General features: G+C 65.1%; 25 protein-coding genes. 10 read left to right on the forward strand and 15 right to left on the reverse strand.

The annotated features are described in order from the left end of the window. Positions 1–32: 32 nt before the first annotated feature. Positions 33–1,088 (forward strand): LLM class flavin-dependent oxidoreductase, encoded by a 1,056-nt coding sequence (locus tag AC1DTF_RS21310; protein WP_477475513.1) that lies wholly within the window; start codon positions 33–35, stop codon positions 1,086–1,088. Between the two features lie 18 nt (positions 1,089–1,106). Here the strand turns inward: AC1DTF_RS21310 and AC1DTF_RS21315 are convergent, their stop codons facing one another. From AC1DTF_RS21315 to AC1DTF_RS21330, 4 genes are all read right to left on the reverse strand, one after another. Next, the gene (locus tag AC1DTF_RS21315) at positions 1,107–2,573 is read right to left on the reverse strand and encodes an MFS transporter (RefSeq protein WP_477475529.1); all 1,467 of its coding nucleotides are present in this window, start codon (positions 2,571–2,573) and stop codon (positions 1,107–1,109) included. Between the two features lie 159 nt (positions 2,574–2,732). Then, positions 2,733–3,173 (reverse strand): pyridoxamine 5'-phosphate oxidase family protein, encoded by a 441-nt coding sequence (locus AC1DTF_RS21320; RefSeq protein WP_477475530.1) that lies wholly within the window; start codon positions 3,171–3,173, stop codon positions 2,733–2,735. A gap of 104 nt (positions 3,174–3,277) precedes the next feature. Further along, entirely contained in the window at positions 3,278–4,132 is an 855-nt protein-coding gene (locus AC1DTF_RS21325) for a TIGR03620 family F420-dependent LLM class oxidoreductase (RefSeq protein WP_477475514.1), read from the reverse strand. Positions 4,133–4,207: 75 nt separating this feature from the next. Then, complete coding sequence (locus tag AC1DTF_RS21330) at positions 4,208–5,035, reverse strand: MerR family transcriptional regulator (RefSeq protein WP_477475515.1); 828 nt, start codon at positions 5,033–5,035, stop codon at positions 4,208–4,210. Positions 5,036–5,185: 150 nt separating this feature from the next. On the opposite strand from AC1DTF_RS21330, the gene AC1DTF_RS21335 reads away from it, so the two are divergent. After that, a complete protein-coding gene (locus AC1DTF_RS21335; protein WP_477475516.1) occupies positions 5,186–5,536 on the forward strand; it encodes a nuclear transport factor 2-like protein in 351 nt (116 codons plus the stop codon). Continuing rightward, positions 5,533–6,372 (forward strand): SDR family NAD(P)-dependent oxidoreductase, encoded by an 840-nt coding sequence (locus AC1DTF_RS21340; protein WP_477475517.1) that lies wholly within the window; start codon positions 5,533–5,535, stop codon positions 6,370–6,372. The genes AC1DTF_RS21335 and AC1DTF_RS21340 overlap by 4 nt, the downstream gene beginning before the upstream one ends. A gap of 355 nt (positions 6,373–6,727) precedes the next feature. Here the strand turns inward: AC1DTF_RS21340 and AC1DTF_RS21345 are convergent, their stop codons facing one another. Then, positions 6,728–7,588: an NAD(P)H-binding protein gene (locus tag AC1DTF_RS21345; RefSeq protein ID WP_477475518.1), complete on the reverse strand. Its 861-nt coding sequence runs from the start codon at positions 7,586–7,588 to the stop codon at positions 6,728–6,730. 92 nt (positions 7,589–7,680) lie between these two features. Between AC1DTF_RS21345 and AC1DTF_RS21350 the strand changes: the two genes are divergently transcribed. Next, positions 7,681–8,100: a winged helix-turn-helix transcriptional regulator gene (locus AC1DTF_RS21350; RefSeq protein ID WP_477475519.1), complete on the forward strand. Its 420-nt coding sequence runs from the start codon at positions 7,681–7,683 to the stop codon at positions 8,098–8,100. A gap of 83 nt (positions 8,101–8,183) precedes the next feature. Here the strand turns inward: AC1DTF_RS21350 and AC1DTF_RS21355 are convergent, their stop codons facing one another. After that, the gene (locus AC1DTF_RS21355; RefSeq protein ID WP_477475520.1) at positions 8,184–9,077 is read right to left on the reverse strand and encodes an aldo/keto reductase; all 894 of its coding nucleotides are present in this window, start codon (positions 9,075–9,077) and stop codon (positions 8,184–8,186) included. An 83-nt stretch (positions 9,078–9,160) separates the two neighbouring features. Beyond that, positions 9,161–10,159, reverse strand: coding sequence for an alpha/beta fold hydrolase (locus AC1DTF_RS21360; RefSeq protein WP_477475521.1), 999 nt, complete (start codon positions 10,157–10,159; stop codon positions 9,161–9,163). A 78-nt stretch (positions 10,160–10,237) separates the two neighbouring features. Between AC1DTF_RS21360 and AC1DTF_RS21365 the strand changes: the two genes are divergently transcribed. Next, entirely contained in the window at positions 10,238–11,110 is an 873-nt protein-coding gene (locus tag AC1DTF_RS21365) for an IclR family transcriptional regulator (RefSeq protein ID WP_477475522.1), read from the forward strand. Positions 11,111–11,225: 115 nt separating this feature from the next. Then, on the forward strand, positions 11,226–11,819 hold the full coding sequence (locus tag AC1DTF_RS21370) for a DUF308 domain-containing protein (RefSeq protein WP_477475523.1): 594 nt from the start codon (positions 11,226–11,228) through the stop codon (positions 11,817–11,819). 109 nt (positions 11,820–11,928) lie between these two features. On the opposite strand, the gene AC1DTF_RS21375 is transcribed toward AC1DTF_RS21370, so the two are convergent. Together AC1DTF_RS21375 and AC1DTF_RS21380 are read right to left on the reverse strand one after the other, a co-directional pair. Continuing rightward, entirely contained in the window at positions 11,929–12,900 is a 972-nt protein-coding gene (locus AC1DTF_RS21375) for an extracellular catalytic domain type 1 short-chain-length polyhydroxyalkanoate depolymerase (RefSeq protein WP_057169215.1), read from the reverse strand. Positions 12,901–13,254: 354 nt separating this feature from the next. Continuing rightward, complete coding sequence (locus tag AC1DTF_RS21380) at positions 13,255–13,911, reverse strand: TetR/AcrR family transcriptional regulator (protein ID WP_477475524.1); 657 nt, start codon at positions 13,909–13,911, stop codon at positions 13,255–13,257. A 98-nt stretch (positions 13,912–14,009) separates the two neighbouring features. On the opposite strand from AC1DTF_RS21380, the gene AC1DTF_RS21385 reads away from it, so the two are divergent. From AC1DTF_RS21385 to AC1DTF_RS21400, 4 genes are all read left to right on the forward strand, one after another. Beyond that, the gene (locus AC1DTF_RS21385) at positions 14,010–14,753 is read left to right on the forward strand and encodes an SDR family NAD(P)-dependent oxidoreductase (RefSeq protein WP_477475525.1); all 744 of its coding nucleotides are present in this window, start codon (positions 14,010–14,012) and stop codon (positions 14,751–14,753) included. A 31-nt stretch (positions 14,754–14,784) separates the two neighbouring features. Beyond that, complete coding sequence (locus AC1DTF_RS21390; RefSeq protein WP_477475526.1) at positions 14,785–15,489, forward strand: GOLPH3/VPS74 family protein; 705 nt, start codon at positions 14,785–14,787, stop codon at positions 15,487–15,489. Positions 15,490–15,544: 55 nt separating this feature from the next. Beyond that, positions 15,545–16,021 carry a nuclear transport factor 2 family protein gene (locus AC1DTF_RS21395; protein ID WP_057169213.1) on the forward strand — a complete coding sequence of 159 codons (477 nt, stop codon included), beginning with the start codon at positions 15,545–15,547 and terminating at the stop codon, positions 16,019–16,021. Positions 16,022–16,183: 162 nt separating this feature from the next. Beyond that, positions 16,184–16,918, forward strand: a complete 735-nt coding sequence (locus tag AC1DTF_RS21400) for an SDR family NAD(P)-dependent oxidoreductase (RefSeq protein ID WP_477475527.1) — start codon at positions 16,184–16,186, stop codon at positions 16,916–16,918. A 126-nt stretch (positions 16,919–17,044) separates the two neighbouring features. On the opposite strand, the gene dnaB is transcribed toward AC1DTF_RS21400, so the two are convergent. From dnaB to AC1DTF_RS21430, 6 genes are all read right to left on the reverse strand, one after another. Continuing rightward, entirely contained in the window at positions 17,045–19,678 is a 2,634-nt protein-coding gene (dnaB, locus tag AC1DTF_RS21405) for a replicative DNA helicase (RefSeq protein ID WP_082614363.1), read from the reverse strand. Positions 19,679–20,162: 484 nt separating this feature from the next. Next, positions 20,163–20,618, reverse strand: a complete 456-nt coding sequence (gene rplI, locus AC1DTF_RS21410; RefSeq protein ID WP_057169211.1) for a 50S ribosomal protein L9 — start codon at positions 20,616–20,618, stop codon at positions 20,163–20,165. A gap of 14 nt (positions 20,619–20,632) precedes the next feature. Then, positions 20,633–20,893, reverse strand: a complete 261-nt coding sequence (gene rpsR / locus AC1DTF_RS21415) for a 30S ribosomal protein S18 (protein WP_057169210.1) — start codon at positions 20,891–20,893, stop codon at positions 20,633–20,635. Positions 20,894–20,931: 38 nt separating this feature from the next. Continuing rightward, the gene (locus AC1DTF_RS21420) at positions 20,932–21,459 is read right to left on the reverse strand and encodes a single-stranded DNA-binding protein (RefSeq protein WP_057169209.1); all 528 of its coding nucleotides are present in this window, start codon (positions 21,457–21,459) and stop codon (positions 20,932–20,934) included. Positions 21,460–21,561: 102 nt separating this feature from the next. Then, complete coding sequence (rpsF, locus tag AC1DTF_RS21425; RefSeq protein ID WP_057169208.1) at positions 21,562–21,852, reverse strand: 30S ribosomal protein S6; 291 nt, start codon at positions 21,850–21,852, stop codon at positions 21,562–21,564. An 83-nt stretch (positions 21,853–21,935) separates the two neighbouring features. Continuing rightward, positions 21,936–23,534, reverse strand: a complete 1,599-nt coding sequence (locus tag AC1DTF_RS21430) for a glycosyltransferase family 87 protein (protein WP_477475531.1) — start codon at positions 23,532–23,534, stop codon at positions 21,936–21,938. Positions 23,535–23,655 lie beyond the last annotated feature (121 nt).

Genomic DNA, 23,655 nt, shown 5'->3' on the forward strand with positions numbered 1-23,655 from the left:
AGACCCCGGATGCGGCTACCAAGAGGAGCACAATGGCGGACGTCGAGAAGATCACATTCGGCATCGACAGCTTTGGCGATCTCCCCCGCGACGATCGGGGCGAGATCGTGTCGCACGCGCAGGCGATCCGGGCCGTCATCGACGAGGCGGTGCTGGCCGACGAGATCGGCGTCGACGCCATCACCGTCGGCGAGCATCACCGGCCGGATTACGCGATTTCGAGCCCCGATACCGTGCTGGCCGGCATCGCCACGGTGACAAAGCGCATCCGACTCGGATCTGGTGTCACCGTGCTGTCGTCCGACGACCCCGTGCGGGTGTTCCAGCGTTTCGCGACAGTCGACGCGCTCTCGCACGGTCGGGCGGAAGTGATCCTCGGGCGAGGTTCCTTCACCGAGTCGTTCCCACTGTTCGGGTACGACCTGAAGGACTACGAGCTGCTCTTCGAAGAGAAGATCCATCTGTTCCATCGCCTCCTCGACGAGACGCCTGTCACGTGGGAGGGCACCACCCGCGCGGCGTTGCACGATGCCGACGTGTACCCCAAGACGGAGTCGGGACGCCTCCGGACGTGGGTGGGAGTTGGCGGCTCGCAGCAGTCGGTGCTCAGAACCGCCCAGTACGGCTTCGGACTCATGCTCGCGATCATCGGGGGGCCACCGGATCGGTTCCGGCCGTACGTCGAGCTGTACCGCAAGGCGACCGAGCAACTCGGCACGGCGGCCCTGCCTGTCGGGATGCACTCGCCCGGCTTCGTCGCAGCGACCGACGAGGAGGCGAAAGAGCTGTTCTACCCCGGCTACCGCGTAATCCGCGACAGAATCGGCGCACTGCGCGGATGGCCGCCGTTGCGGCGCTCGGATTTCGACGCCGACGTCGCCGTCGGCTCGCTGTACGTCGGCTCGGTCGAGACCGTGGCGAACAGGATCGCGCGCACCATTCGCACTCTCGATGTGGGCCGGTTCGACATGATCTACTCCGCAGCCGGCACGGTCTCCGCCTCGGCGAGGCTGCGCTCGGTCGAACTCTACGGAGCTCAGGTCATCCCCCGCGTGCGAGAGCTGCTCGCCGAGCGCCCACGGCCCTGAGGCAAGCCGACCGTCCGATCAGGTGGGAAGGCTCGGCGCGTCAGGGCATGGCGCAGGGCCGTTGATCGGGCAATGGATGCGTTCTTCGACGTGCATGCGATCGCCCGAGCCCACGACGGCGTGGCGGGACCTGATCCCGATGCCGGCGAGCATGGCAGCGCCCAGCAGCAGGCTCGCGGAAATCACGATGGTGGTGCGGAACCCGGCGTCGAACGCGGCGGGATCGGCGTAGTCGGTCCCGCTGATACCGGCTATGCCTGGCAGGACGGCCACGGCCAGGAGTCCGCCGGCTCGGGCCACCGCGTTGTTGACTCCGGATGCCGCTCCCGCGAGACGGTCCGGCGCGGAGTCGAGAACGGCGGCAGTCAGCGGTGCAACGACCAGGGCAAGCCCGGCACCGAACACCAGCGCGGCGGGCAAGACGTCGGCAACCCACGAGGCCTCCGGGCCGATACGCAACATCAACAACAGTCCCGCCGCCGCCAGTAACGGACCCCAGGTCATGGGCAACCGCGGCCCGATCCGGCCGGCGAGTGCGCCGGCGCGGGAGGAGAACACCAGCATTATTGCCGTCACCGGGAGCAGGGCAGCCCCAGCCGCGACGGGACTGAATCCGGCGACGGTCTGCAGCTGCAAGACCAGAAACAGGAAGACCACCCCCAATGCTCCGTAGATCAGCAAGGTCATGGCATTCGCCACGCGGAAAGTCTTGTCGCTGAACAGCGATGGCGGTACCAACGGATGCGGGGAGCGTCGCTCCACCACGACGAACGCAGTCAGCGCCAGCACACCGGCGCCGACGGCCACCAGGCCGCTCGCCGTGACACCCGAACTGCCCAGGCTGGTCAGACCGTACGTCAGCGCGCCCAGGCCCAGCGCGGCGAGGACCGTGCCGCTGATGTCGAGGCCTGGCGGTGACTGTGTGTCGCGACTCTCGGGCACCCGCAAGACGGTGACCACGACGACCACCGCGGCCAACGGCAGATTGATGAGAAACACCGCCCGCCAACTCCACTCGACAAGGAAGCCGCCCACGAACGGACCCACCGCACCGGCCAGCCCACCCAGCCCTGACCACGCTCCGATCGCGGCGGCACGGTCGACGCCCCGAAACGACGCCGAGATCAAGGCCAAGCTGCCCGGGGTGAGCAGCGCGCCGCCCACCCCTTGCAATGCCCTTGCAGCGATCAATGTCTCGATATTCGGCGCCAAGCCGCAGGCAGCCGAGGCGACCGCGAACCACACCACGCCGATCAGGAACACTCGCCGGCGGCCGAAGTGGTCGCCGAGTGCACCGCCCAGCAGGATCAGTGCCGCCAGGGTCAGCGTGTAGGCGTTGATGACCCATTGCAGACCACCGAAGCCGGCTCCCAGGTCGGAGCCGATATGCGGCAACGCCACGTTCACCACGGTGCTGTCGATCATCACGATGCCGGACCCGAGCACCGTCGCGAGCAGCACCCACCGGCCGGCGGCCGTCCCCATCCTCAGTCCGCTCGGATCAGCCACGCCGCCCTCCACGCCAACTAGTCGAAGCCACCGTCTGCGCGAACGGTACCCGCCCTGTCCGGGTATCACGCCCCGGCACGAGGCGGAGGCGCGAGGCGCGTTACGTTGACGCCAACAAGACGTGTCGGCGCAAAGCTAAGCCTGGTCCGGCGTGGGACTCGAGTAGTCCCAAGACAACGTTCTCAGGGGTGTCATGCGGATGTAGGCGGTGCCCGCTCTCGGTTGGGTAGGCCATTCGGACTCTGGCACGCCGCGCCCGCGGGCGCCTGCTCTCGCGAGCTCTAATGCTTCGCTTTGTTCGCGAACGATGCGGGCGTGACCTTGGAGTAGCACTCCTCGGATATCTGTCATGCTCGAGCCGTCTTCGAGCATGACACTCACGTTCTGGTTGCTTTCGACGTTGGCAACTTTGCGTGTCCCGTCTCGCACACCCATGATGATGTCGCGACCAAGGCGAAAGTATCCCAGGGGTACCGAGTGCGGGAATCCGTCCTCGTCGATGGTGCTCAGTATTGCCCAGGACGGGCGGCTGTCGAGATACGCCTCAATTTGTTCGTCACTCATTTTTCGTGGCATGACAGAGGGTATCAACCGCGAAATCGACGCTGGGCGTGGCAGTTCGGCCAAGCCACCACCGTGTCGTTCTTCCGACGTTTTGATCAACAGACGAAGGCAACGTCCTACGCGGGGCGATGCTCGGCCAACTCGCGGAAGGCCTGCACCGGCGAGGCGGTGGGGTCCTCGGCGACAATGTGGATGCCGATATGGTTGGCGCCGGCCCTGAGATGACCGTTGATCTGGGTGTAGATCGTGTCCGGGGAACCGTGAGCGACCAGGGCGTCGATGAGTGCGTCGCTGCCTGGTCCATCGACGTCTGCCTCGGTGAATCCGTGCCGCATCAGGTTGTTGGTGTAGTTGCGCAAGCCGAGGTAGGGATTCTGGACGGCGGGACGGCCGATCGTTCGGGCTTGGTCATCGTCCTGGGTCAGTACCACCTTATGCTCCGGAGCCAGAAAGGCATTGCTGCCCAGAGTTTCTCGGGCATGTCTCGTGTGCGCGGGCACGGTGAGATAGGGGTGCGCCCCCAATGTCTTCTCGCCGGCCAGTTTGAGCGTGTTCGTTCCCAGGGCGCCGATCACGATCGCTTCGGGCGGCACCTTGCCCTCGAGGAGCCCGTCGACGTAGTGGACCATCCGCTCGTACGGCTTTTCGTAGGCGTCTCGTTTTTCAGGATGACCGAGACCGATGCCCAGCAGCAGGCGAGGTCCGTAACGATCGACGATCCGGTGGTAGTGGTGAGCGATGCTGCGTGCGTCGTCTTGCCACATATTGATGATTGCGCTCGCGATAACGGCATGCCTCGTCACGGCAATCATCTGCTCCAGTAGGTGCATGTCACCCACGGGGTCTGCACCGATTCCCACCCAGATTGTCTGATAACCCAACCCTTCGAGTTGAGGCGCGTATTCGATACGGGGTGCGTCGCCCAGTGCGGGATTGAGCCACGCTCCGTAAGTGCCGAACTGCTCGTACACGTCAGTTGTCTCCTTCGGATCGGCGCCGCAACGGGCGCTGAAGAAACCGCGGAATGAACTGGCCGAGGACCGCTTTCATTCCGGCGGCGGAGTGGTGGTGAAGATCGGCCAGCAGATCTCTGTGGCGGTGAAGTTGTATGGGTCCGACGGCGTGGCGCCGAGGTAGTGCTCGCGTATCGGCCCCTGGTGGCTGATCAGGTTCTCGTTCACATACCGTCCCAAAGCCCCGTAACTGCGGTCGATGCCGTCGTGGCCGCCGGAATGGGAGAGCACCGCGAACTCGGCCTGAGGTAGGACCTCGGCACGGACGCCCTCTGGGGGGTGCACGGAATGTGGAGCGGGTACGAAGAGTGTCGCCTCTCCCCGAGATTCGAGAAACAGCGCTCGGTCGTACAGGCCACCCGGCACATACCCGAGAGGTGCGCTTCCTGCCGCCGCGACTGCCTCCCGCAGCGTCCCCAGCGCCATCCCGAACCAGCTGTCGATCTCGGAGACGTCGATGGTGGCGCCTACGGACCACACCGCGAACGCCGGCTTGAGATGCAGCTCCACGTGGGCGGGGGTATCCACGGGGGAAAGCAACTCGCGCAGCGCGCCAACGGCGTCACGAGTCTGCTGAAGTTGTTCCTCCATCTGTTCGAGATGGGTGGTGATGATCTCGGTGCGGGCCGCGGCGTCTTCTGTGCTCAGGAGCGCCTTGATGTCGGGAATGGACATGCCCAGAGATCGGAACCGGCGGATGATGTGTGCAGAATCGACCTGGCCGGTGTCGTAGAAGCGGTAGCCGGTATGGGAGTCGATGTGGGCTGGTTCGAGAATACCGATGTCGTGGTAGTGCCGTAGCGCCTTCCTGCTCAAGCTGGTCATCACGGCGAAGTCACCGATCGAGACCTGTGCGCCCATGGCGTCCTCCTATGCGATCCGCGCCCGCGTTATCGGGTGAGGCCATCATGGAGTTTCCCCCTGGGGGAAGGTCAACATTGCGGCGTGAGTCCGACAATTCTTCCGGCCGGGGGTTGACCTTCCCCTTGAGGGAAGGTCCAACGTGGGGCCATGACCACAGAATGGGATGCACTCCCGGACACCATAAAAACGTTCATGACCGCGGTCGATGCCCGTGAGGCGGACCACGCGCTGGCCACACTCACCACCGATGCCGTGGTGACCGACGAAGGCCACGACTACAAGGGACCTGACGAGATCGGGGCGTGGGTGGCCACCGCGGCCGCCGAGTACACCTACACCACCGCATTCACCGGCGCGACAGTGCTCGAACGGCAGACCGGTACGACTGTCGACGTCGGGCAGCACCTGGAGGGCAACTTCCCAGGCGGGGTCGCCGACCTGCACTACCGCTTCACCCTCAACGGCGCGCTGATCAGCCGGGTGGTGATCGAGCCATGAGCAGGAGATGGTTCATCACCGGAGGCACCCCCGGCAACTTCGGGATGGCGTTCGCCGAGGCCGCGCTGGAGACAGGGGACCGCGTGGCGCTCACGTCGCGGCGTCCCGAGGCGCTGGCGACATGGGCGGAGCAGTACGGCGACCGCGTTCTCGTCGTGCCGCTCGAACTCACCGACGCAGCCCAGGTGCAACGTGCGGTGGGAGCCGCCGAGGAGCACTTCGGTGGTATCGACGTGCTGGTCAACAACGCCGGACGCGGTTGGTACGGATCGATCGAGGGGATGGACGAGTCCTCGATGCGAGCGATGTTCGAGCTGAACTTCTTCGCGGTGCTGTCGGTGACCCGTGCGGTGCTGCCGGGGATGCGTGCCCGCGGGAACGGGTGGATCATCAACGTGTCGTCGGTGGCCGGGCTGGTCTCAGCGCCCGGATTCGGCTACTACAGCGCGACGAAGTACGCCATCGAAGCCGTCACCGATGCGCTACGCGACGAGGTCGCCGAGCAGGGGATCTCCGTGCTGGCGGTCGAACCGGGAGCGTTCCGCACCAACGCCTACGCCGGCTTCGCGAACGAGCCTGTTGCTGAGTCGATTCCGCAATACCACGACATGCTGGAGCAGGTCCGCGCCGCCTTTGTCGAGATGGACGGGACGCAACCCGGCGATCCGCACCGCGGTGCCCGTGCGGTGATCGCAGCGATGACTCAAGATCCGCCGCCCCGCCGGCTGGTCCTGGGCAACGGCGGTTACGACGCCGTGATCGATGCGCTCGAGCAGAACCTTGCCGACATCCGGACGAACGAGACGCTCACTCGCAGCGCGGATTTCCCCGCCTAATTGGATGTCTTCAGGGCGCAGTTGTCGAGGTGCAGCGAGGGTTCACGAGACACGCCTGTCCACTTCGACAGGACCCGCGCGTGGCGCAACGACATACGCCGTCTTGGTCGTCACGCATCGTTGGTTTCAGTTGGCGTAACCAAGCTTGTGCACAGAGGCGATCGGTGTCCACTGTTGATCGCCCACACGAGCGACGTCGGCGGGCGGGTAACTAGGTGTTTCCCTAGGAAGGTCATGAGCTCACCTGGCATCGCGTGTCAACTCAAGTGAACTGTTGGGCAATGTAATTCGAACGAAGCGGCCAAGGGTTTGTTCCAGAGTGACGGCGTGCGCCAGGCCGCGTCGTTGATACCAACTAGCCGGCGAGGAAGTTCGCCAACGCAATCGGACTGCGACCGATCAGCGTGTCGGTGTCACCCAGGGGCGTTTCCAGCAGGCCGGCCCGGATGCTTGCGCCGAATCCCACCAGCACTCCGATGACCTCGCGGGGTAGGCCCGCCGCCAGCAGTCCTTCGGCGTACTGATCGTCGTTCACCGCAACGACGTCTACCCGTCGGCCATAACGAGCCGTGAGCGCGGCGGCGACGGCGGCATCGTCGACAAGCTGCGCCCCCGCGATGTCGTAGACGACGTTGTCGTGTCCGTCGCCGGTGAGGACCGCGGCCGCGGCGGCTGCACAGTCATCACGTGTGATCGGCGCGTGCCGTCCGTCGCCGTTGTTGGTGATCAGGCTGCCGGTCGCGGCGGCCTGCGTCCACCCCGCCCCGATCGCATCGAGGTAGAGCGCGTTGCGCAGGATCGTCCAAGTCGGCCCCGCCTGCCGGAGCGCCTTCTCCGTGGCAATGTGATCGTCTGATAGTGGCCGCAGCTGTTCGGGAAAGATGCCGTCGGCGTTGGGCATCGAGGTGTACACGATCCGGCCGACGCCGGCCGCGGCGGCGGCGGTGATCGCCGCCTCGTGCTGCGCGCGCCTGCGGCCGACCGCGTCGGTCGAGATCAGCAACAATACGTCGACACCGTCGAAGCCGGCGGTGAGCGATTCGGGCTGATCGAAGTCGGCGTGCCGGGTGCTGACCCCGGCATCGGTGAATTCGGTCAGCGACTCCGGCGAGCGACTGTAGAGCACCACGTCGTCGGCGGGGTGTGCGGCCAGTAGGTACTGCGCCGTGCGACCGCCGAGCGAGCCCGCCGCACCTGTAATTCCGATGGTGGTCATTGAATCTCCTCTGCCCGACGTGCCGTCCAGTTACTGTTGGTTACTGAGGACATCGTCGGGAACTGGGAGAAGCGATGCAAGAAGGCACTGTGGTGTCCGATAGGCACACGGCGGTAACCGCGCCGGTACCGCCGCTGGCCGAGTGGTTGTCGGTGTCGACGGACACAGTGCTGGGCGCGTGTCCGGTGCGTGACGTGCTCGACCGGATAGGCGACAAGTGGTCGGTGCTGGTGATCACTCTGCTGGGTGCCGGGCCGATGCGATTCATGGAGTTGAAGCGCTCGATCGGCCTGGTCTCGCAGAGGATGCTCACCAGGACGCTGCGAGCTCTGGAACGCGATGGCTTGATCACCCGCACGGTGCACCCCGTCGTACCGCCGCGAGTCGACTACGAACTCACCGATCTCGGACGCAGCCTGCAGGGCGTGCTCGCGCAACTCACCGAGTGGGCGTTCGCCCACAACGATGAGGTCGCCATGGCCCGCGCGACCTATCAAGACGTGGACGACTGACCCGCCCGCGCCCGGCGAGTCCAGCGTGTGGCCGCTGATGGCATGAAAAGCAGTTCACCGCCATCGTGTGCCGCCATGGGCGATCAACTGGCAGCGGCGCTGAGCTCATCGATCTGTTCCGGTGTCAACTGCACGTCGGCGGCAGCCACATTCTCTTCCAGATGCGTGCGGCGTGACGTGCCGGGGATGGGGAGCATCACCGGCGAGAGATGCAACAACCAGGCGATCGCCACCTGGCCCACAGTGCACTGGTGCGCCCGGGCGACGTCTGCGAGCGCCTGGTGTGCCGCGGCGAGCCCGCCCTGCGCCACCGGGGCCCATGGAATGAACGCGAGCCCATCGCGCTCGCACACCTCCAACATGTCGTTGGCACTCCGGTCGATGACGTTGAAGCGACTTTGGACACTGACGATATCGGCGATCTGCCGCGCCTCGTCGAGCTGCGCAACTGTGCATTGCGACATGCCGATGTCGCGGACCTTGCCTTCATCCTGGAGCGCCTTGAGCTCACCGATCTGGTCTGCCAAGGGCACTTTGGGATCCACCCGGTGCAACTGCAAGAGATCGATCTGATCGACCCCCAACCGGCGCATGCTCATCAGCACTTGCTGCCTCAGATACTCGGGGCGTCCGACCGGTGGCCATGCCGCCGGGCCGAGGCGTTGTGGTCCGGAGTCGGTGTCGATGACATCGGGTCCGTTCCGGGTCAAGCCCGCCTTCGTGGCGATGACGAGGTCGTCGGGATACGGATGCAGCGCCTCGTACAGGATCTGTTCGGCGACGTGCGGGCCGTAGGAGTCTGCGGTGTCGATGAACTGCACGCCGAGGTCGACCGCCCGCCGGGCCACGGCGATACATTCATCTCGGTCCTCGGGTTCCCCCCAGATCCCGCGTCCCGTGAATCTCATGGAACCGAAACCCAAGCGCGACACCGTCTTGCCGCCGATAGTGATCGTCTGCGGGTTCACCTTCGCCATTGCGACTACCTCCACTTCTCTGCGTTTCTCGTGATTCTCATGGGCCCTTCTGCGGCCGGGCGGTCAGCGCCTCCGCGACCACGTCAGGTGCGAGCAGCCGCGTCGAATTCACAGAACATCCTGGTGAAATGCGCCGGCTGCTCCTCGGCCACCCAGTGGCCGCAATCCGGGACCAGCTGGCCTGTCACCGAGTCGGCGATCTCCTCGCACATCGCCCGGAAGTTCTCGGCGAGAGGCCCGCAGGCGCCTCCGGAAGCCAACACCGGGATGGTGAGCTTGCCGTGCTGTTGCATCGCGGCGCGATTGTCGTCGGCGTCGCGGTCGAGTTCCCGGTAGATCTCACACAGCGCGCGCATGGCCCCTGGGGCTTCGAATGCGCGGGCGTAAACATCGAGGTCTTCAATGGAGATCGCATCCGGCTGATAGGTCAATTCATCGAAGAATCGATTGATGTACCAGCGTTCACGTCCGTGCGTGAGGTACACCGCGATATCGGGGTTGGCATGAAAGCTGAACTGCCACGCTGACTTCTGTGCCACGCGCCACTGGTAGTAGGCAGTGCCCGGCAGCGGAGCTTCCATGAAGGTGGCGCTCACGACCTCTTCGCGGTACCGCAGCGCGAAACTCAGAGCCAGTGTCGACCCGAGGTCATGGCCGACAAGCGAGATGGGCTCCGCCACGCTCAGGGTATCGCGCACYAGACTGTGAATGTCACCGGCCATGGTCCACTTGTCGTACCCGCCACGAGGTTTGTCGGACGCGCCGGCGCCGCGATAGTCGGGCATGATCACCCGGTAGCCGGCGGCTGCCAGCGGCATCATGACCTTGCGCCACTCGTATCGCGTTTGGGGGGCGCCGTGCAGAAGCACGACCGTCTTCGTGGGTTCAGGGGGCGTGACGACCGTATAGCCGATACGAACCGTCTCATCCGAGTCGACCCAGGCCCGACCGTGGTGGACATCAACATCGCGCGCTGCGGTCATGACTCCGTAGCCGATGTCGGCCGGCATGATGGCCGCGCCGCCGGCCGCGACGGTTCGATAGATCTGCTGGGCATCGCCGGGGATGTCGTGTCTGCTCATGGTTCCGCTCGTCGGACGCTGGGTTCGACTTCCACAGTGGACAGGGGCCGTCCGATGGCGCAAGGTTGGTTTCGCACGGTGAAACTTCTCGAACGCGACGACCGGGGTGAGATGACTGGCTCTCGACAGGCAGACGAGCGCGCCCAGCCAGACCTCCTGCAGCGGCCGCTACGGGTGCTCGAAGCGCTGGCCGGAATGCAGCAGCCGGCAAGCCTTCTCGCGGTGGCCTCGGCGGTCGGCCTGTCGAAGGCCAGCGCCTACAGAGTGCTGCGCAGTCTGCAGGACGAGGGCTACGTCGACCATGCCGGTCGTCGCGGCTATCGCATCGGCAGCCGATCCATCGCGCTCGCCTCGCTGGTCGGCCCACGCCCGGCACTGTTACAGCGCGCACGACCGGTGCTGACCAAACTGGCCGTCGCCGCTCAGGCGACCGCGACCTTGCACCTTCGCAGCGGCGAGCATCGCGTACTCGTGCTCGGCGTCGAGCAGAACTCCGAGCCGCTACGGCACCGCGTCCACGTCGGTCAACGGGCACCGCTCACATTCGGTTGTAGCGGCCGCGCCATCTTGGCCCACCTCCCGGCTCGAGATGCCGCCAAGGTGGTCACCGGCCACGCCCGCTGCGGGACACGCGCAGCGCTGACGCGCGAGCTAGAGGCGATTCGTGTCGACGGCTACGCGCTCTCGTTCAGTGAAAACCAATCCCGGCTCAACGGGATTGGTGCCGCCCTGCTCGATCCCGACGACGGCTACCCGCTGGGGTCGATCGCCGTCGCCGGCCCCGACGACAGGTTCACCGACGGTGCACTGCGTCGGCTTGCCGCGCCACTGATGTCCGCATGCAACGGCCTCGCACCACATTTGGCGACGCTGCTCGGACCCAACTCCTCAGCCCGTCTCGATGCCCTCGACATCACAATCCAGGACTTCATGGAGTCTGCCGCCGACTGATGGTTGGTTGCGCACGGTGGAACTTGGCTGGCGTGCTGCTTGCGCCGCAGCTCACAGTGAAAACGGTCCACCGCGACCAACACACGTCCACACCGCAATTCCCGAAGGACAGATCATGTCGAATCATGTGCTCAACGGCCAGGCGCCGACGGACCTCGGCCGCTGGCTGACGACGTATTACGCTGCGCGAGCGTCTTTTTCGTTGATATGGGTTGCCGCCGTACTGGCCATCGCGCCGGCGTCGACGGTTCTGGCTGGTGCGCTGCTGCTGATCTACCCGGCATGGGATGCGGCAGCCAACGCCGTCGACGCATGGCATCACGGCGGCCCGCGCGCCAACCCCACACAGACGGTCAACGTCGCCGTCAGCAGCCTCACCACCGTCGCGGTGGCCATCGGACTTGCTCACAGCATGAACGTGGTACTGGGCGTCTTCGGGGTCTGGGCGGCGCTGTCGGGACTTCTACAACTGGCGACCGCCCTACGCCGCTGGAAAGGTGTTGGCGCGCAATGGGTGCTGGTCGTCAGCGGCGTTCAGTCCGCGGCCGCCGGTGTGTTGTTCCTCCGCGAAGCTGGTGCCCCGGCGAGCGCGAGCGCTACCGCGATCGCACCGTACGCCGCATTCGGCGCGTTCTACTTTCTGGTGTCGGCAACCTGGCTGTTCGTGTCGGCGCGACGCCGGATGGCACAGCCACAGGGCACCCGATGAATGTGCCTCACGTTTCGTGTCCACACCCGAGCGGCTGCCAGGCTGGTAACCGTGTCCGGTGGGACGAGTCTCAGGAGCCACAGGTTGCTCTCCCCGGCGATCTGGTCGACTAGATCGAATGACGTTTGGCGAAGTCCCACGCGATGGTGCTGGCGTCAGGTCCGGCATGGTCGGTGAATCGACCCTCGCCGGCCGGACCGGGCCAAGCATGACCCAAGCCCTCGACGAGATACGACTCGATGAACGAAAACCCCTCTGCAGTAGTGCGAATGGTTCGCGTGTATGCGAGCGTGCCCGATGTCGATGGCACCACGTGTGTTGTCTCGATCATGCGCAGGCTGTGGTTGAGTAGGCCGTCGTCAATCAAGTCGTTGACAGCAGTCCAGTGCGCGACGAGACGGCTCCCGACCATCGGCGGTACCACCTCATCATCGTCACCCTGAATGACGAGCAACGGCAGATGCCGGGCACGGTCGCCCATTTGAGCCCACGCCTGACGCGCGGTGTACTCCGGCGGTGTGGATCCCGGATCGTCGGGCAGCACCTGATTCAGACCGTATTCGCCGCCGGCGACCGATGTAACGGACGCGAACACGTCGGGGTAAGTTACCGCGAGTATGACGGCTGTGCCCGCCCCCGACGATGCACCGACGACGTGGACGCGGCGAGGGTCGGCTCCGTACCCATCGATGACCTGTCGGACAACACCGGCGAGCAGGGCGGGCTCTCCGCTGCCACGGTGTTGTTCCCGTGGGTCTGTCGAGTCCCAACAGTTGATTGCGCTGCGGAACAGTCGCTGTGTCGGATAGACAACGATGAAGCCCTCGCGGTCAGCCAAGCGGTTCAATTGCGTCGTGGCCTTCATCGAGTTCCAACCGAATCCGGTCATGCCGCAGCCATGTATTGCCATGATCATCGGAAGCTTGGTCGTCCCGTTGTGATGAGGCGGGAGATGAACCTGGTAACGCTGGTGATTGCCGTCGTCGTGGAACACGTGATTACGGTCGCCGGCACGCATCGACCATGGCACGCCGAACTGAAATACGGCGGTCGCCGCCACCATCGTCATCGCCAGTGCCATCACGATGGCTAAGAGAGTTCGCCGGTGCTGACCCCTTCGGGGTGGCGCAACGCGACTTGCCGTGCGGAACCGCGTGGGGTTGCGAACGCAGTGCGGGGCTTCCAACATCTCTCCATCGGTATGGGTTCGTCGTGATACGCCACCGCGGCAGCCGAACTGACGGCCACCGCGCCCTTTAGCTCCGTGGCGACGGCGTACCGACCTGGGAGGCCCAAGCTGACCTTTCCCTTCGCTGACCACCCAAGCCTGCGATGGGACGAGTGAGCCGCTGTGGCACAACGGGAACCGAGTCACCGGCGCGGGTTACCGCGGAAGTTCTGTGTCGGGTCCATGCCACCGCTGAGGGCGTGTTCATCATGTGGTCACAGGTCGTCGGCGTGCGCGGCCGTCCGCGTCGTCGATTCGCAGATTTGGGACCAGTAACATCGCCAGGCCGGCGAGAGCCACGTCGACGGCGGCGTCGAGCCTGGCCTGCGGGACTCCTGCGGCGGCCTGGACCGCAAGGCCCTGTCCGATGGTCACCGCGAATCCCGCCAGCGCCTCAGTGTCGCTGTACGGCGCATCGTCAGCCGCCGCAAGGGCTTTGGCGATGGCTTCTTGGATCCCGTGGCGATACTCGGCGAGCAGCTGCGGTATGCGCGCGTTGCTCGGCCCGCAGGAAATGCCGCCCTGAATCGACAGACACCCCAGCGAATTCCCGGCACGCACAGCCGTGGCGGTGTCACGCAAATACGACTCGAGGATGTCGTAGGCGCGGGGTTTCGACAGCACCTGACGCAGATGTTCGTGGTAGCGCTGGCCGTAACGCTCCAGGGCATGGACGAAGAGCTCCTCTTTACTGCCGAACACGGCATACATGCTCGGCTTGTTGATGCCCATCGCCTCGGTGAGTTCGGCCAGAGACGCGCCTTCGTAACCGAGACGCCAGAAGACGTCGATGGCCCCATCGAGCGCCCGGCCCTCGTCGAACGAGCGTGGTCGGCCTCCCGCGTGCCGTTGCTCTGGGCTCATGCGGATCAGTCTATCCCCGCACGTCGACCCCTTCTACCGAACGGTACAAAACTGGTATGGTCGCACTGCAACCGATTGGTACAAAACTGGAGGACTTCATGTCGGACCTGACCGGAAAGAACGCACTCGTCACCGGAGCCACATCCGGGATTGGCCTCGCCGCAGCACAGGCGCTGGCGAAGCAAGGCGCCTACGTGTTCCTGGTCGGACGTCGCCAAGACGCCCTCGATGACGCCGTTTCCAGCATCGGCGCAGCTCAGGCCCAGGCCATTCGGGCCGACGTGACCGAGCAGGCCGATCTCGACCGTGTCGCGGCCGCCATCGAAGCCACCGGACGCCGGCTTGACATCGTCTTCGCCAATGCGGGAATCAACGAGTTCGCAACGTTGGGCGGTCTCACATGGGAGCACCACAGAAAGATCTTCGACACCAACGTCGGCGGGGTGATTTTCGCGGTGCAGGCCGCCCTTCCGCTGCTGCGCGAGGGCGCATCGATCATCCTGTGCGGCTCCAACGGCGACGTCAAGGCGGCTCCCGGCGCGAGCGTGTACGCCGCGTCCAAGGCCGCGATCCGATCCCTGGCGCGCAGCTGGGCCGCCGAACTCGTCGACCGCAAGATCCGCGTCAACGTCGTCGCTCCGGGTCTCACTGAGACACCGGGCCTGGCCGACCTCTTCACCGGGGCCGACGCCGCACTGGCCGATTTGACCGCCACCGTGCCCATGAAACGCCGGGCGCGCGCCGAGGAGATCGGCAATGTGATCACCTTCCTGGCCTCCGACGGGAGTTCCTTCATGACGGGCTCCGAGGTCTACGCCGACGGTGGCGTCAGTCAGTTCTGACACGTTGAGTGCCGAAAGGAGTCCCAGACAGGTGACCGACACCGCGCATACGTCCGCAGGTTCAAACCCGCCCACTCTGGCCGAGGACCTACTTCTCCTACTGTTCCAGCCGGAGTCAGGAACCATCGCCGGGGAGACCACCCTGTATTACATACTCGGCGCAGCGGTGCTCGCCGAGATGGCACTCGGCGATGACATCGCGGCCACGACGGAACGCATTGGCACCGTGACCGTGGCTGCGGTAGAACGGGACCGACCGTCAGACGAACTGTTCCACTCGGCCTGGGATTACGTATCCGAACGACCGCGCGCAGTTCAGTCGATCCTCGCCGCGGTCGGCCCGACGCTGCGGCGACCCGTGCTGGAGCGTCTGATCGCTCGCGGCGATGTCCGCGAGGAGAAGCGCAAGAAACTGGGCCTGTTCACGATCACCACCCTGATCGACGGCGGAACCAAGCGACGCGCCGACCTCATGAAGAATGTCCATGCGGTGCTCGTCGAAGGCGCCACGCCCACACCGCGTGTCGCCGCGCTTGTCGCCCTGCTCTGGGGAAGTGGCGCACTGCCGCAATTTCATCCGGAGATTCCCTGGAACTCCGCTGTCATCGCCCGCGCGGAGGAACTCGGACGCGGCAACTTCGGCGCAGCGGGGGCCAATGAGGCAGTGACACGCACGATGACCGCGATCGTCATCAACAGCGTCATCGTCGGTACCACGGCGTCCGGGCCGCAATGACACAACTCCGGCCACGCCCTTGCACCGCTCTGTTGAGAAAGGAGTTTCCACTCCGATGACTGCCGACCCCTTGACGGTGTTGACCGAGTTCCTCGCCGACGCCTTCGATCCCGACAAGATCACGGAGGTCACCGAGCGCTTGGTGGCCGACGACGCCACATATGTCTCGCTGACCTTCGATCCCGACCCGGGCCTGCACGAGATCATGCCGTGGGCCGGCACCAACCACGGGAAGTCAGCCTTCGTCGACAACTTTCGCGGTGTCAGCACGCAGTGGCGGCTCGAAGACTTCACGCCGCTGGACACCCTGGTCGACGGTGACAAGGTGGCGCTCTTCGGACGCTTCACTCTGCGATCAGTGACACTCGACAAGGCGGTCACCTCACCCTGCGCCGTGCTGGCAAAGGTCAGCGACGGCAAGATCCGGTACTTCCAGTACATGGAGGACACATTCGCGACGGCACTCACGTTCCGCAGTTCCGGCACCTGGACCATCGACGCCGTGCCAGGCGCCGATACCTTCGAGGTGTAAAGGTGACGCGCCACGCCCCTGGTTGGGCGAGATCTTAGGAGTATGGATGCCGGGAATCGCCGATAAAGCCGTCCGCCACTGGCTTGTCACTGGCGGGTCAGGTGGTCTGGGCCGCCGCTCGTCGAACACGTTTTACGGCAGGGAGATCGGGTCACCGCGACCGTGCGTCGCACCGGGGCGCTGAGCGACCTGGCCGAGGAGTACGGCGGTCGCCTCAACGAGCGGGTTCTCGATCTCACCCGGCTCGACGACGTCGACGATGTGATCCACCGGCTGATTGCCACGGATCCGGTGGACGTGGCCGTCAACAACGCTGGTTTTGCCGTGGTCGGCGCTGCGGAGGAGATGAGCGTGGAGCAGATCCGTGGGCAGCTGGACGTCATGCTGATGGCGCCGCTGCTCATCACGCGCGCCCTTCTGGCGCCGATGCGCGAGCAAGGTGGCGGCCGAATCATTCAGATCTCCAGCATGGGGGGTCAGGTCGCCATCCCCACGCACAGCTCCTACCACGCCGCGAAGTGGGGTCTGGAGGGGTTCACCGAGAGCGTCAATCAAGAGGTGTCCGGATTCGACGTTCACTTGACGTTGGTCGAACCTGGCGGTACACGAACGGGTTTCAAAGACAATCTGACATTCGCTTCGGAGTTGGGTGTTTATCACGGCACTCCGGTGGATCAGGTCAGACGCCAGCTTCAGGACGCCGACGCGAACGCCATGACCGGCGACCCGGACAAGATTGCCGCCGTGATCTTTCAGACCACCCGTCAGACCCACCCGCCGCTGCGTCTGACCCTTGGCGATGATTCTTACGGCGCCATACATGCGGCACTGACTGGCCGTTTGGCCGCCTTGGAGAATCAGCGCGCGGTGGCTGAGTCGATCAGCTTCGGCCGCTGAGCTTTTCGTCGGCCAGGCCGGGATACCGGGCGGCCACTCTCACGCGAATGTCCCACTGGACATCAGGTGGACATGTGGAATGAGACCTGGCAATCAAGGTTGAGAAGCCACAGCTACCGGGATCGACTATCGCGCCATGTTGGTAAACCGCGACAGGTGCAGCTGGTGCGCCACAGTGATATTCGCGGTGGGGCCGTTACGGTGCTTGCCCAGGATGATGTCTGCCTCGCCGCCGCGCGGGTCCTCACGGTCGAAGGCATCGGGGCGGTGCAGCAGCATGACCATGTCCGCATCCTGCTCGAGCGAGCCCGACTCGCGAAGGTCAGAAACCTGCGGGCGCTTGTCCGTTCGCTGCTCGGGACCACGGTTCAGCTGGCTGATCGCGACCACCGGAACATGTAGCTCCTTGGCCATCAGCTTGAGGCTTCGGGAGAAGTCCGAGACTTCCTGCTGGCGCGAATCGTATTTCTTTCCGGAGCTCATCAGCTGCAGGTAGTCGACGACGATCAGCTGTAGATCGGCCTTCTTCTTCAGGCGTCTCGCCTTGGCACGGATTTCCATCATGGTCAGGTTCGGTGAGTCATCGATATAGAGCGGCGCCTCGCTGATCTCACTCATCCGCCGCGCGAGCCGTGTCCAGTCGTCATCGTTCATGCGGCCGGACCGCATATCGCCGAGCTTGATGTTGGCCTCCGCCGATAGCAGGCGCATCACGATCTCGGATTTGCTCATTTCCAGCGAGAAGATGACGCTGGCCTGCCGGTGTTTGATGGAGCAGGACCGCATGAAGTCCAAGCCCAGTGTGGAGTTGTGGGTCGGCACCATCGAGCGGCTCGCCAGATACATGTGGCTGTCGTTGTCCACCTCGACACACCGGACAGGAACCGATGCCACCGGGCGCACGTCGACGATGAACCGCGATCCGCGCCGGGCGGAGCCGCTGTTGGCGCGGCGTTCCTTGTGCAGCAGCGACTTCCGCTCCAAACCGAACACGATGTCGTCGGTCGAGAACGTCAGCGTGTAGGCCGTCGAGGATGCTTCGGTGTGACCGCGCACCCGCTTGGTCGACATCTGGCAGCGGTAGCCGAGGCTCACGATCAGCTCTTCGACATCCGTCACCAACCTGCGGTCGGTGACACTGAACTGCACCGAACCGCCGTGCGTCACAGTGCCATCGGTGTCGAGTAGGCCGGCGAGCAAAGCACGTCGCTGCGCCTCCGAGGCACGCAGATACCGCATCGGGATGTGCTTGTTACGCAATACCCCGATCGTGCGCAGCCGAGCCTGCAGCGTCCCGACAGTGTTCCGGCAGTTCTGGCACAGCACGAGACCGCAGGACGGCCCACCGCACCGCGAGCAACTCGGGGCGGGTACCGGTGCCGTGGACCGTGCCCGTCCACCGCACGACCGGCCGCAGGTCCGGACCTCGCTGGTTCTCGGCACGAACATCTCGCCGCACACCACGCAGGCCTTAGCTGAAGTCCCGGGTGACGCAGGCAGTATCAGTTGATAGCGCCGGTCTGCCGATGCCGACGGACGAGCGATAATGCCCTCCGCTTCGATCCGCATGATGATCTCTGGATCAGCGGAGGTGATCTGCGCCGCCGCACTGGTGCCGTCCCCCAGCCATGCGCCCAGCGTGTAGGGCGGCACCAGCAGATCCGCTTCCGGTGTCGCCAGCGGTTTGGCGTTGACCACCGAATGATTCAGGCGCCGATCGGACGTCGAGCAGCGCAGCGTCTGCGCGAGTTCCTGCGTCGTTCGGATCGAGGCGAACGTCCGCTGATTCTTGTAACCGTTGTAGCCGATCGCGGCGGCCTGCGCAGACTTGCGCGACGCGCGGGTTTCGGTGAGCCACTGATGCTGTTCGTCCGCAACGATCACCGTGCCGTCCGAGAACTCGACCTCGTAGCACGGACGTTCCACCATGACGTCGGTCGCGGCGACCACGCGGGTGGGCAGGCCGTCATCACCGACGAGCTCATCTCCCACCGAGACATCACCCATGGTGGTCCAGCCGGTCGGCGTCGGCAGCGGGGTGTCCAGCGCCAGCGCCTTACCCACGCCAGGTCGGGCCGCGATGATGATCATCTGCCCGCCGTGCAGACCGTTGGTGATCTCATCGAGATCGACGAATCCGGTCGGGATACCGCGCGAAATACCCCCCGAGGACGCGATGGCGTCGATCTCGTCCATCGTGGGCTGCAGCAGGTCTTCGAGGGCGACGAAGTCTTCGGACTGCCGCCGGTCGGCGACGTCGTAGATCTCGGACTGGGCGCGGTCCACGATGTCGTGCACGTCGGCCCCGTCGGCGCCGGCGTAGCCGTACTGCACGACGCGCGTACCGGCCTCCACCAGACGACGCAGCAGCGCCTTCTCGGCCACGATGGTGGCGTAATAGCCGGCGTTGGCCGCGGTCGGCACGGTGGAGATCAGGGTGTGCAGATAGGGGGCACCGCCGACCCGGCGCAGCAGTCCGCGCCGGTCGAGATCGGAGGCCACGGTGACGGCGTCGGCCGGCTCACCGCGGTCGTAGAGGTCCAGAATTGTCTCGGCGACGTCCTGATGCGCGGGGCGGTAGAAATCGCCGGGCCGCATCTTCTCCAGCACGTCGGCGATGGCGTCCTTGGACAGCAGCATGCCGCCAAGCACGGCCTGCTCGGCCGCCATGTCCTGGGGAGGCTGCCGCCCGATGTCCTCGCGAGGCGGCTCGTCGATCCCCGGGTCACCACCACGACTGAAGTCGTCTACGACGGCCACGAAGCGTCCCACCTACCCCTCTAACGCTCATCGCACATACATTCGATTGTAGCTGCGCGCGACAGTATCGAATACCCCCGACAAGTCGCGCGGAGGTAGTCGCGACGGCAAACGTAAGGCTTTGCTGAGGTGCGTGCAACCGGACCCTGTTAGTGAACCTGTGGATGGCGTGTGCACAGCTTCGGTCAGCGGTGTTGACGGGTTGTGGACAACCTGTGCACAAATTTCCGATTTCAGCGATCCAGTGCAGGTGGAGCGCGATTTTGCGTTATGTGACGCTGTGGACACTAACTGCCACGGCGTGTCGGGTCCGGTTGCACTTTCGGGCGTGTTGGATTGCGCCCAGAAGCCGAACAGGTTAACAGCCGGTTTATGTTGCTGGGTGTGAATTGCGGCAACTAGTTCGCTGGAGCGCCGCCCACAAACACAGCAACGCCCGGGTGGGAAGCGATGAGCTTCCCACCCGGGCGTTTGAGGACTGCTTTTACTCCGCAGTGACGTCCAGCGAGACCGCGGCGGTGACGCCGGGGTGCAGCTTGACACCGATCTGGTAGGTGCCGGTGGCCTTGATGTGGGCCTTGGGCAGTTCGACGGTGCGCTTGTCCAGGTTCGGACCGCCCGCCTTCTTGATGGCACCGACGACCGAGGCCGGGGTGACCGAACCGAACAGCTTGCTGCCACCGGATGCGGCGCGCACCGGCAGCGTGACGGCGCCCAGCGACTCCAGGGCGTTCTTCAGTTCGTTGGCGTGCTCGACGCCACGAACTTCCTTGATCTCGCGGGCACGACGGATCTCTTCGGCCTGGCGCTCGGCGCCACGGCTGGCAGCGATCGCCAGACCGCGGGGCAGCAGGTAGTTACGGCCGTAACCGTCCTTCACCTCGACCGAATCGCCGGCGATACCCAGGTGTTCCACCTCAGCGGTGAGAATCAGCTTCATGGTGTGTCTCTCCCCTACCGCGTCGACGAACCGAACGGCAGCAGAGCCACCTCGCGGGCATTCTTCACTGCGACGGCAACGTCGCGCTGATGCTGGACGCAGTTGCCGGTCACCCGGCGGGCGCGAATCTTGCCGCGCTCGCTGATGTAGGTGCGAAGCAACCCGGTGTCCTTGTAATCGATGATCTGGTTCTTGCCCTTCTTCGAGCAGAACACGCACTTGCGGGTCTTGACCGGCTTTTCCGGTGCAGGCCGCCGCTTGTTGGTCTTGGCCATGGGTCAATCTCTTTCTTGAAAACTGCTGAAAATACTTGTCAGAAGGGCGGTTCGTCGTCGCTGCCGCTGTAGGAACCGGCCGCCGGGGCACTGCCCCACGGATCGTCCTTGGGCTGCTGTTCGGAACCGCCGCCGCGTGGCGCACCACCGCCGCTGTTTCCACCGCCACCGCCGCCGAACCCACCGCCGCCGCCACCACCGCGGCTGGCCTTGTTGACCTTGGCCGTGGCGTAACGCAGCGAGGGGCCGATCTCGTCGACCTCGAGTTCGACAACGGTGCGCTTCTCACCCTCACGGGTTTCGAAGGACCGCTGCTTGAGCCGACCGGACACGATCACCCGCGAACCGCGGGTGAGGCTCTCGGCCACGTTCTCGGCCGCCTCACGCCAGATGTTGCAGCGGAGGAACAGCGCTTCGCCGTCCTTCCACTCATTGGTCTGACGGTCGAACGTCCGCGGCGTGGAAGCCACGGTGAAGTTCGCGACCGCAGCACCGGACGGCGTGAAACGCAGTTCCGGGTCAGCGGTCAGGTTTCCGATAACAGTGATGACGGTGTCACCAGCCACGAGATCCTCCTGGGCGTGTAGTCAAAGCGGCGTATGCGTACAAGTGCAGTCGCAGGCGAGCCTACGGACTTRCACCGACGTACACAGTGGTGTCGCGTCGACTCAGTGCTTGTCGGTCCGCATCACCTTGGTGCGCAGCACCGACTCGTTCAGGTTGAGCTGGCGGTCCAGCTCGGAGACGGTCGCGGGCTCAGCCTTCAGATCGACGACGGCGTAGATGCCCTCGGCGTGCTTGGCGATTTCGTAGGCCAGCCGACGGCGGCCCCAGATATCAACCTTGTCGACACTGCCACCGTCCTTGCGGATGACGTTCAGGAACGTCTCCAGCGAGGGAGCTACGGTGCGCTCGTCAAGAGTGGGGTCAAGGATGACCATGACTTCGTATGGACGCATAAGGAACCCATCACCTCCTATGGTCGTTGCGGCCACGGCGTGTCCGTGGCAGGAGGGTCGCCTGCGTCGGCAACCGGCCCAGACTACTGGAACGGGTGCTGATCTGCGAAATCGTCCCGGCGATCGGATACGAGTGTGGGCTCGTGTTCGAGATCCTCGGCCGAATTCGCACGTACGGCAACACTGGGCCGCAGCCACGTCGGCAGCCAGCGCGGCGGGTTGTCCGGCGCGCCGTCGAAGACGCCACCGGACGGATCGTCGACGGCGCCGCGATGACGGACCAGGTCCAACTCCGGTCTGCGGATCTGGCGGACCACCAGCACGATCAGCACCACCACCGCGATATCGCGCAGCAGCACCGTGATGGTGAACCACTGCTCGGGCAGCCCGCGGTTCTGTTCGCCGTACAGATAGAGCATCMGCGGCACCCAGACCAGCGCGTCGATCGTCATCCACGCCAACAGGATTCGGCGGTGCGGCAGCGCCAGCACGGCCAGCGGCACCAGCCACAGCGAGAATTGCGGGCTCCACACCTTGTTGGTCAGCAGGAACACGGCCACCACCAGGAACGCCAGCTGCGCCAGCCGCGGGCGCTGGGCGGCCGTCAACGCCAGATAGGCGATCCCCGCGCAGCACAGCAGGAACAGCACCGCCGTCACCGCATTGGTGACCGTCGGCGGCTCCCAGAACCCCAGGCCGGGGTCGAACCCCTGCCAACCGGTGAACGACTTCACCACGTTGTAGATGGAGTCCATATCGTCACCGCGGCGGGTGTTGAGCCGGAAGAATTCCGACCAGCCCCGCGGGAACAGCACCAGCACAGGCAGATTGACCACCAGCCAGACCAGCAGCGCCGACACCGCCGTCTTGGTGAACTCCCGCATCCGGCCGGTGCGCAGGCACAGCACCAGCAGCGGCCCGAGCAGCAGCAGCGGATAGAGCTTGAGCGCCACCCCGATGCCGATCAGCGTCCCGGCGAGCACCGGCTTTCGTCGCGACCAGGCCAGCAGCGCGCCCGTCGCGCAGGCCACCGCCAGGGCGTCGAAGTTGGTGAAGATCTGGAAGATCAGCAGTGGGGACGCGGCCACCAGTGCGGCATCCCAGATCCGCCGGCCGGCCAGCAGCGCGGTCGCCCAGACCGTCAGCAGCCAGGCCAGCGCCAGGCCGAATGCGGAGATGTTGAAGAACATCACCACTTCGGCCACCAACGGCACCGACACCAGCTTCGTCAGCGCCGAGTACGTTTTCGCCAGCGACATCGACAGGTACTGGTAGATGCCGGTCAGGACCGGATATTCCATGTAGCGGACGGGCGGACTACCGTCGAAAACGACATGGGGGTTGCCGTCGCCGTCCTTCTCGATCCAGCTCGACTTGTACGGAAACTTGCCCTGGTTCAACAGTTCTGCGGTGTACAGCGGAACCGTGTCCGAGTAGCACAGCGAGTAGTAGGCGCGCTGGTTCTCCCAGTTGGCGACGCGCTGCGCGGCGGTGCCGGTATCGGTGGACTGCAGGCAGGCGGCCTTGGTGGAGTAGCCCAGCGCCAGGAAGATGACGCCGATCAACAGCATCACCCGCACCGGCGTCCAGAATCGGGAGCGCCCGATCATCGCGTGGCGACCGACCGGGCCGCCGATGGTCTGGGCGAGCGCCGAACCGATTGCGTCGTTGCGGCTGGGCATGTCCCGGCCGTCGTCACTGCGCCGATCTCCCGCGAGCGGCGCGGGTGAAACCGTACCCGCGTCGCGCTCGGTCACGGCGGCGGCGGGATCGGGGCGCCGGGCGCGACCGGTGCACCCGGCG

It is taken from the genome of Mycobacterium sp. P4_H6 (assembly GCF_056400845.1).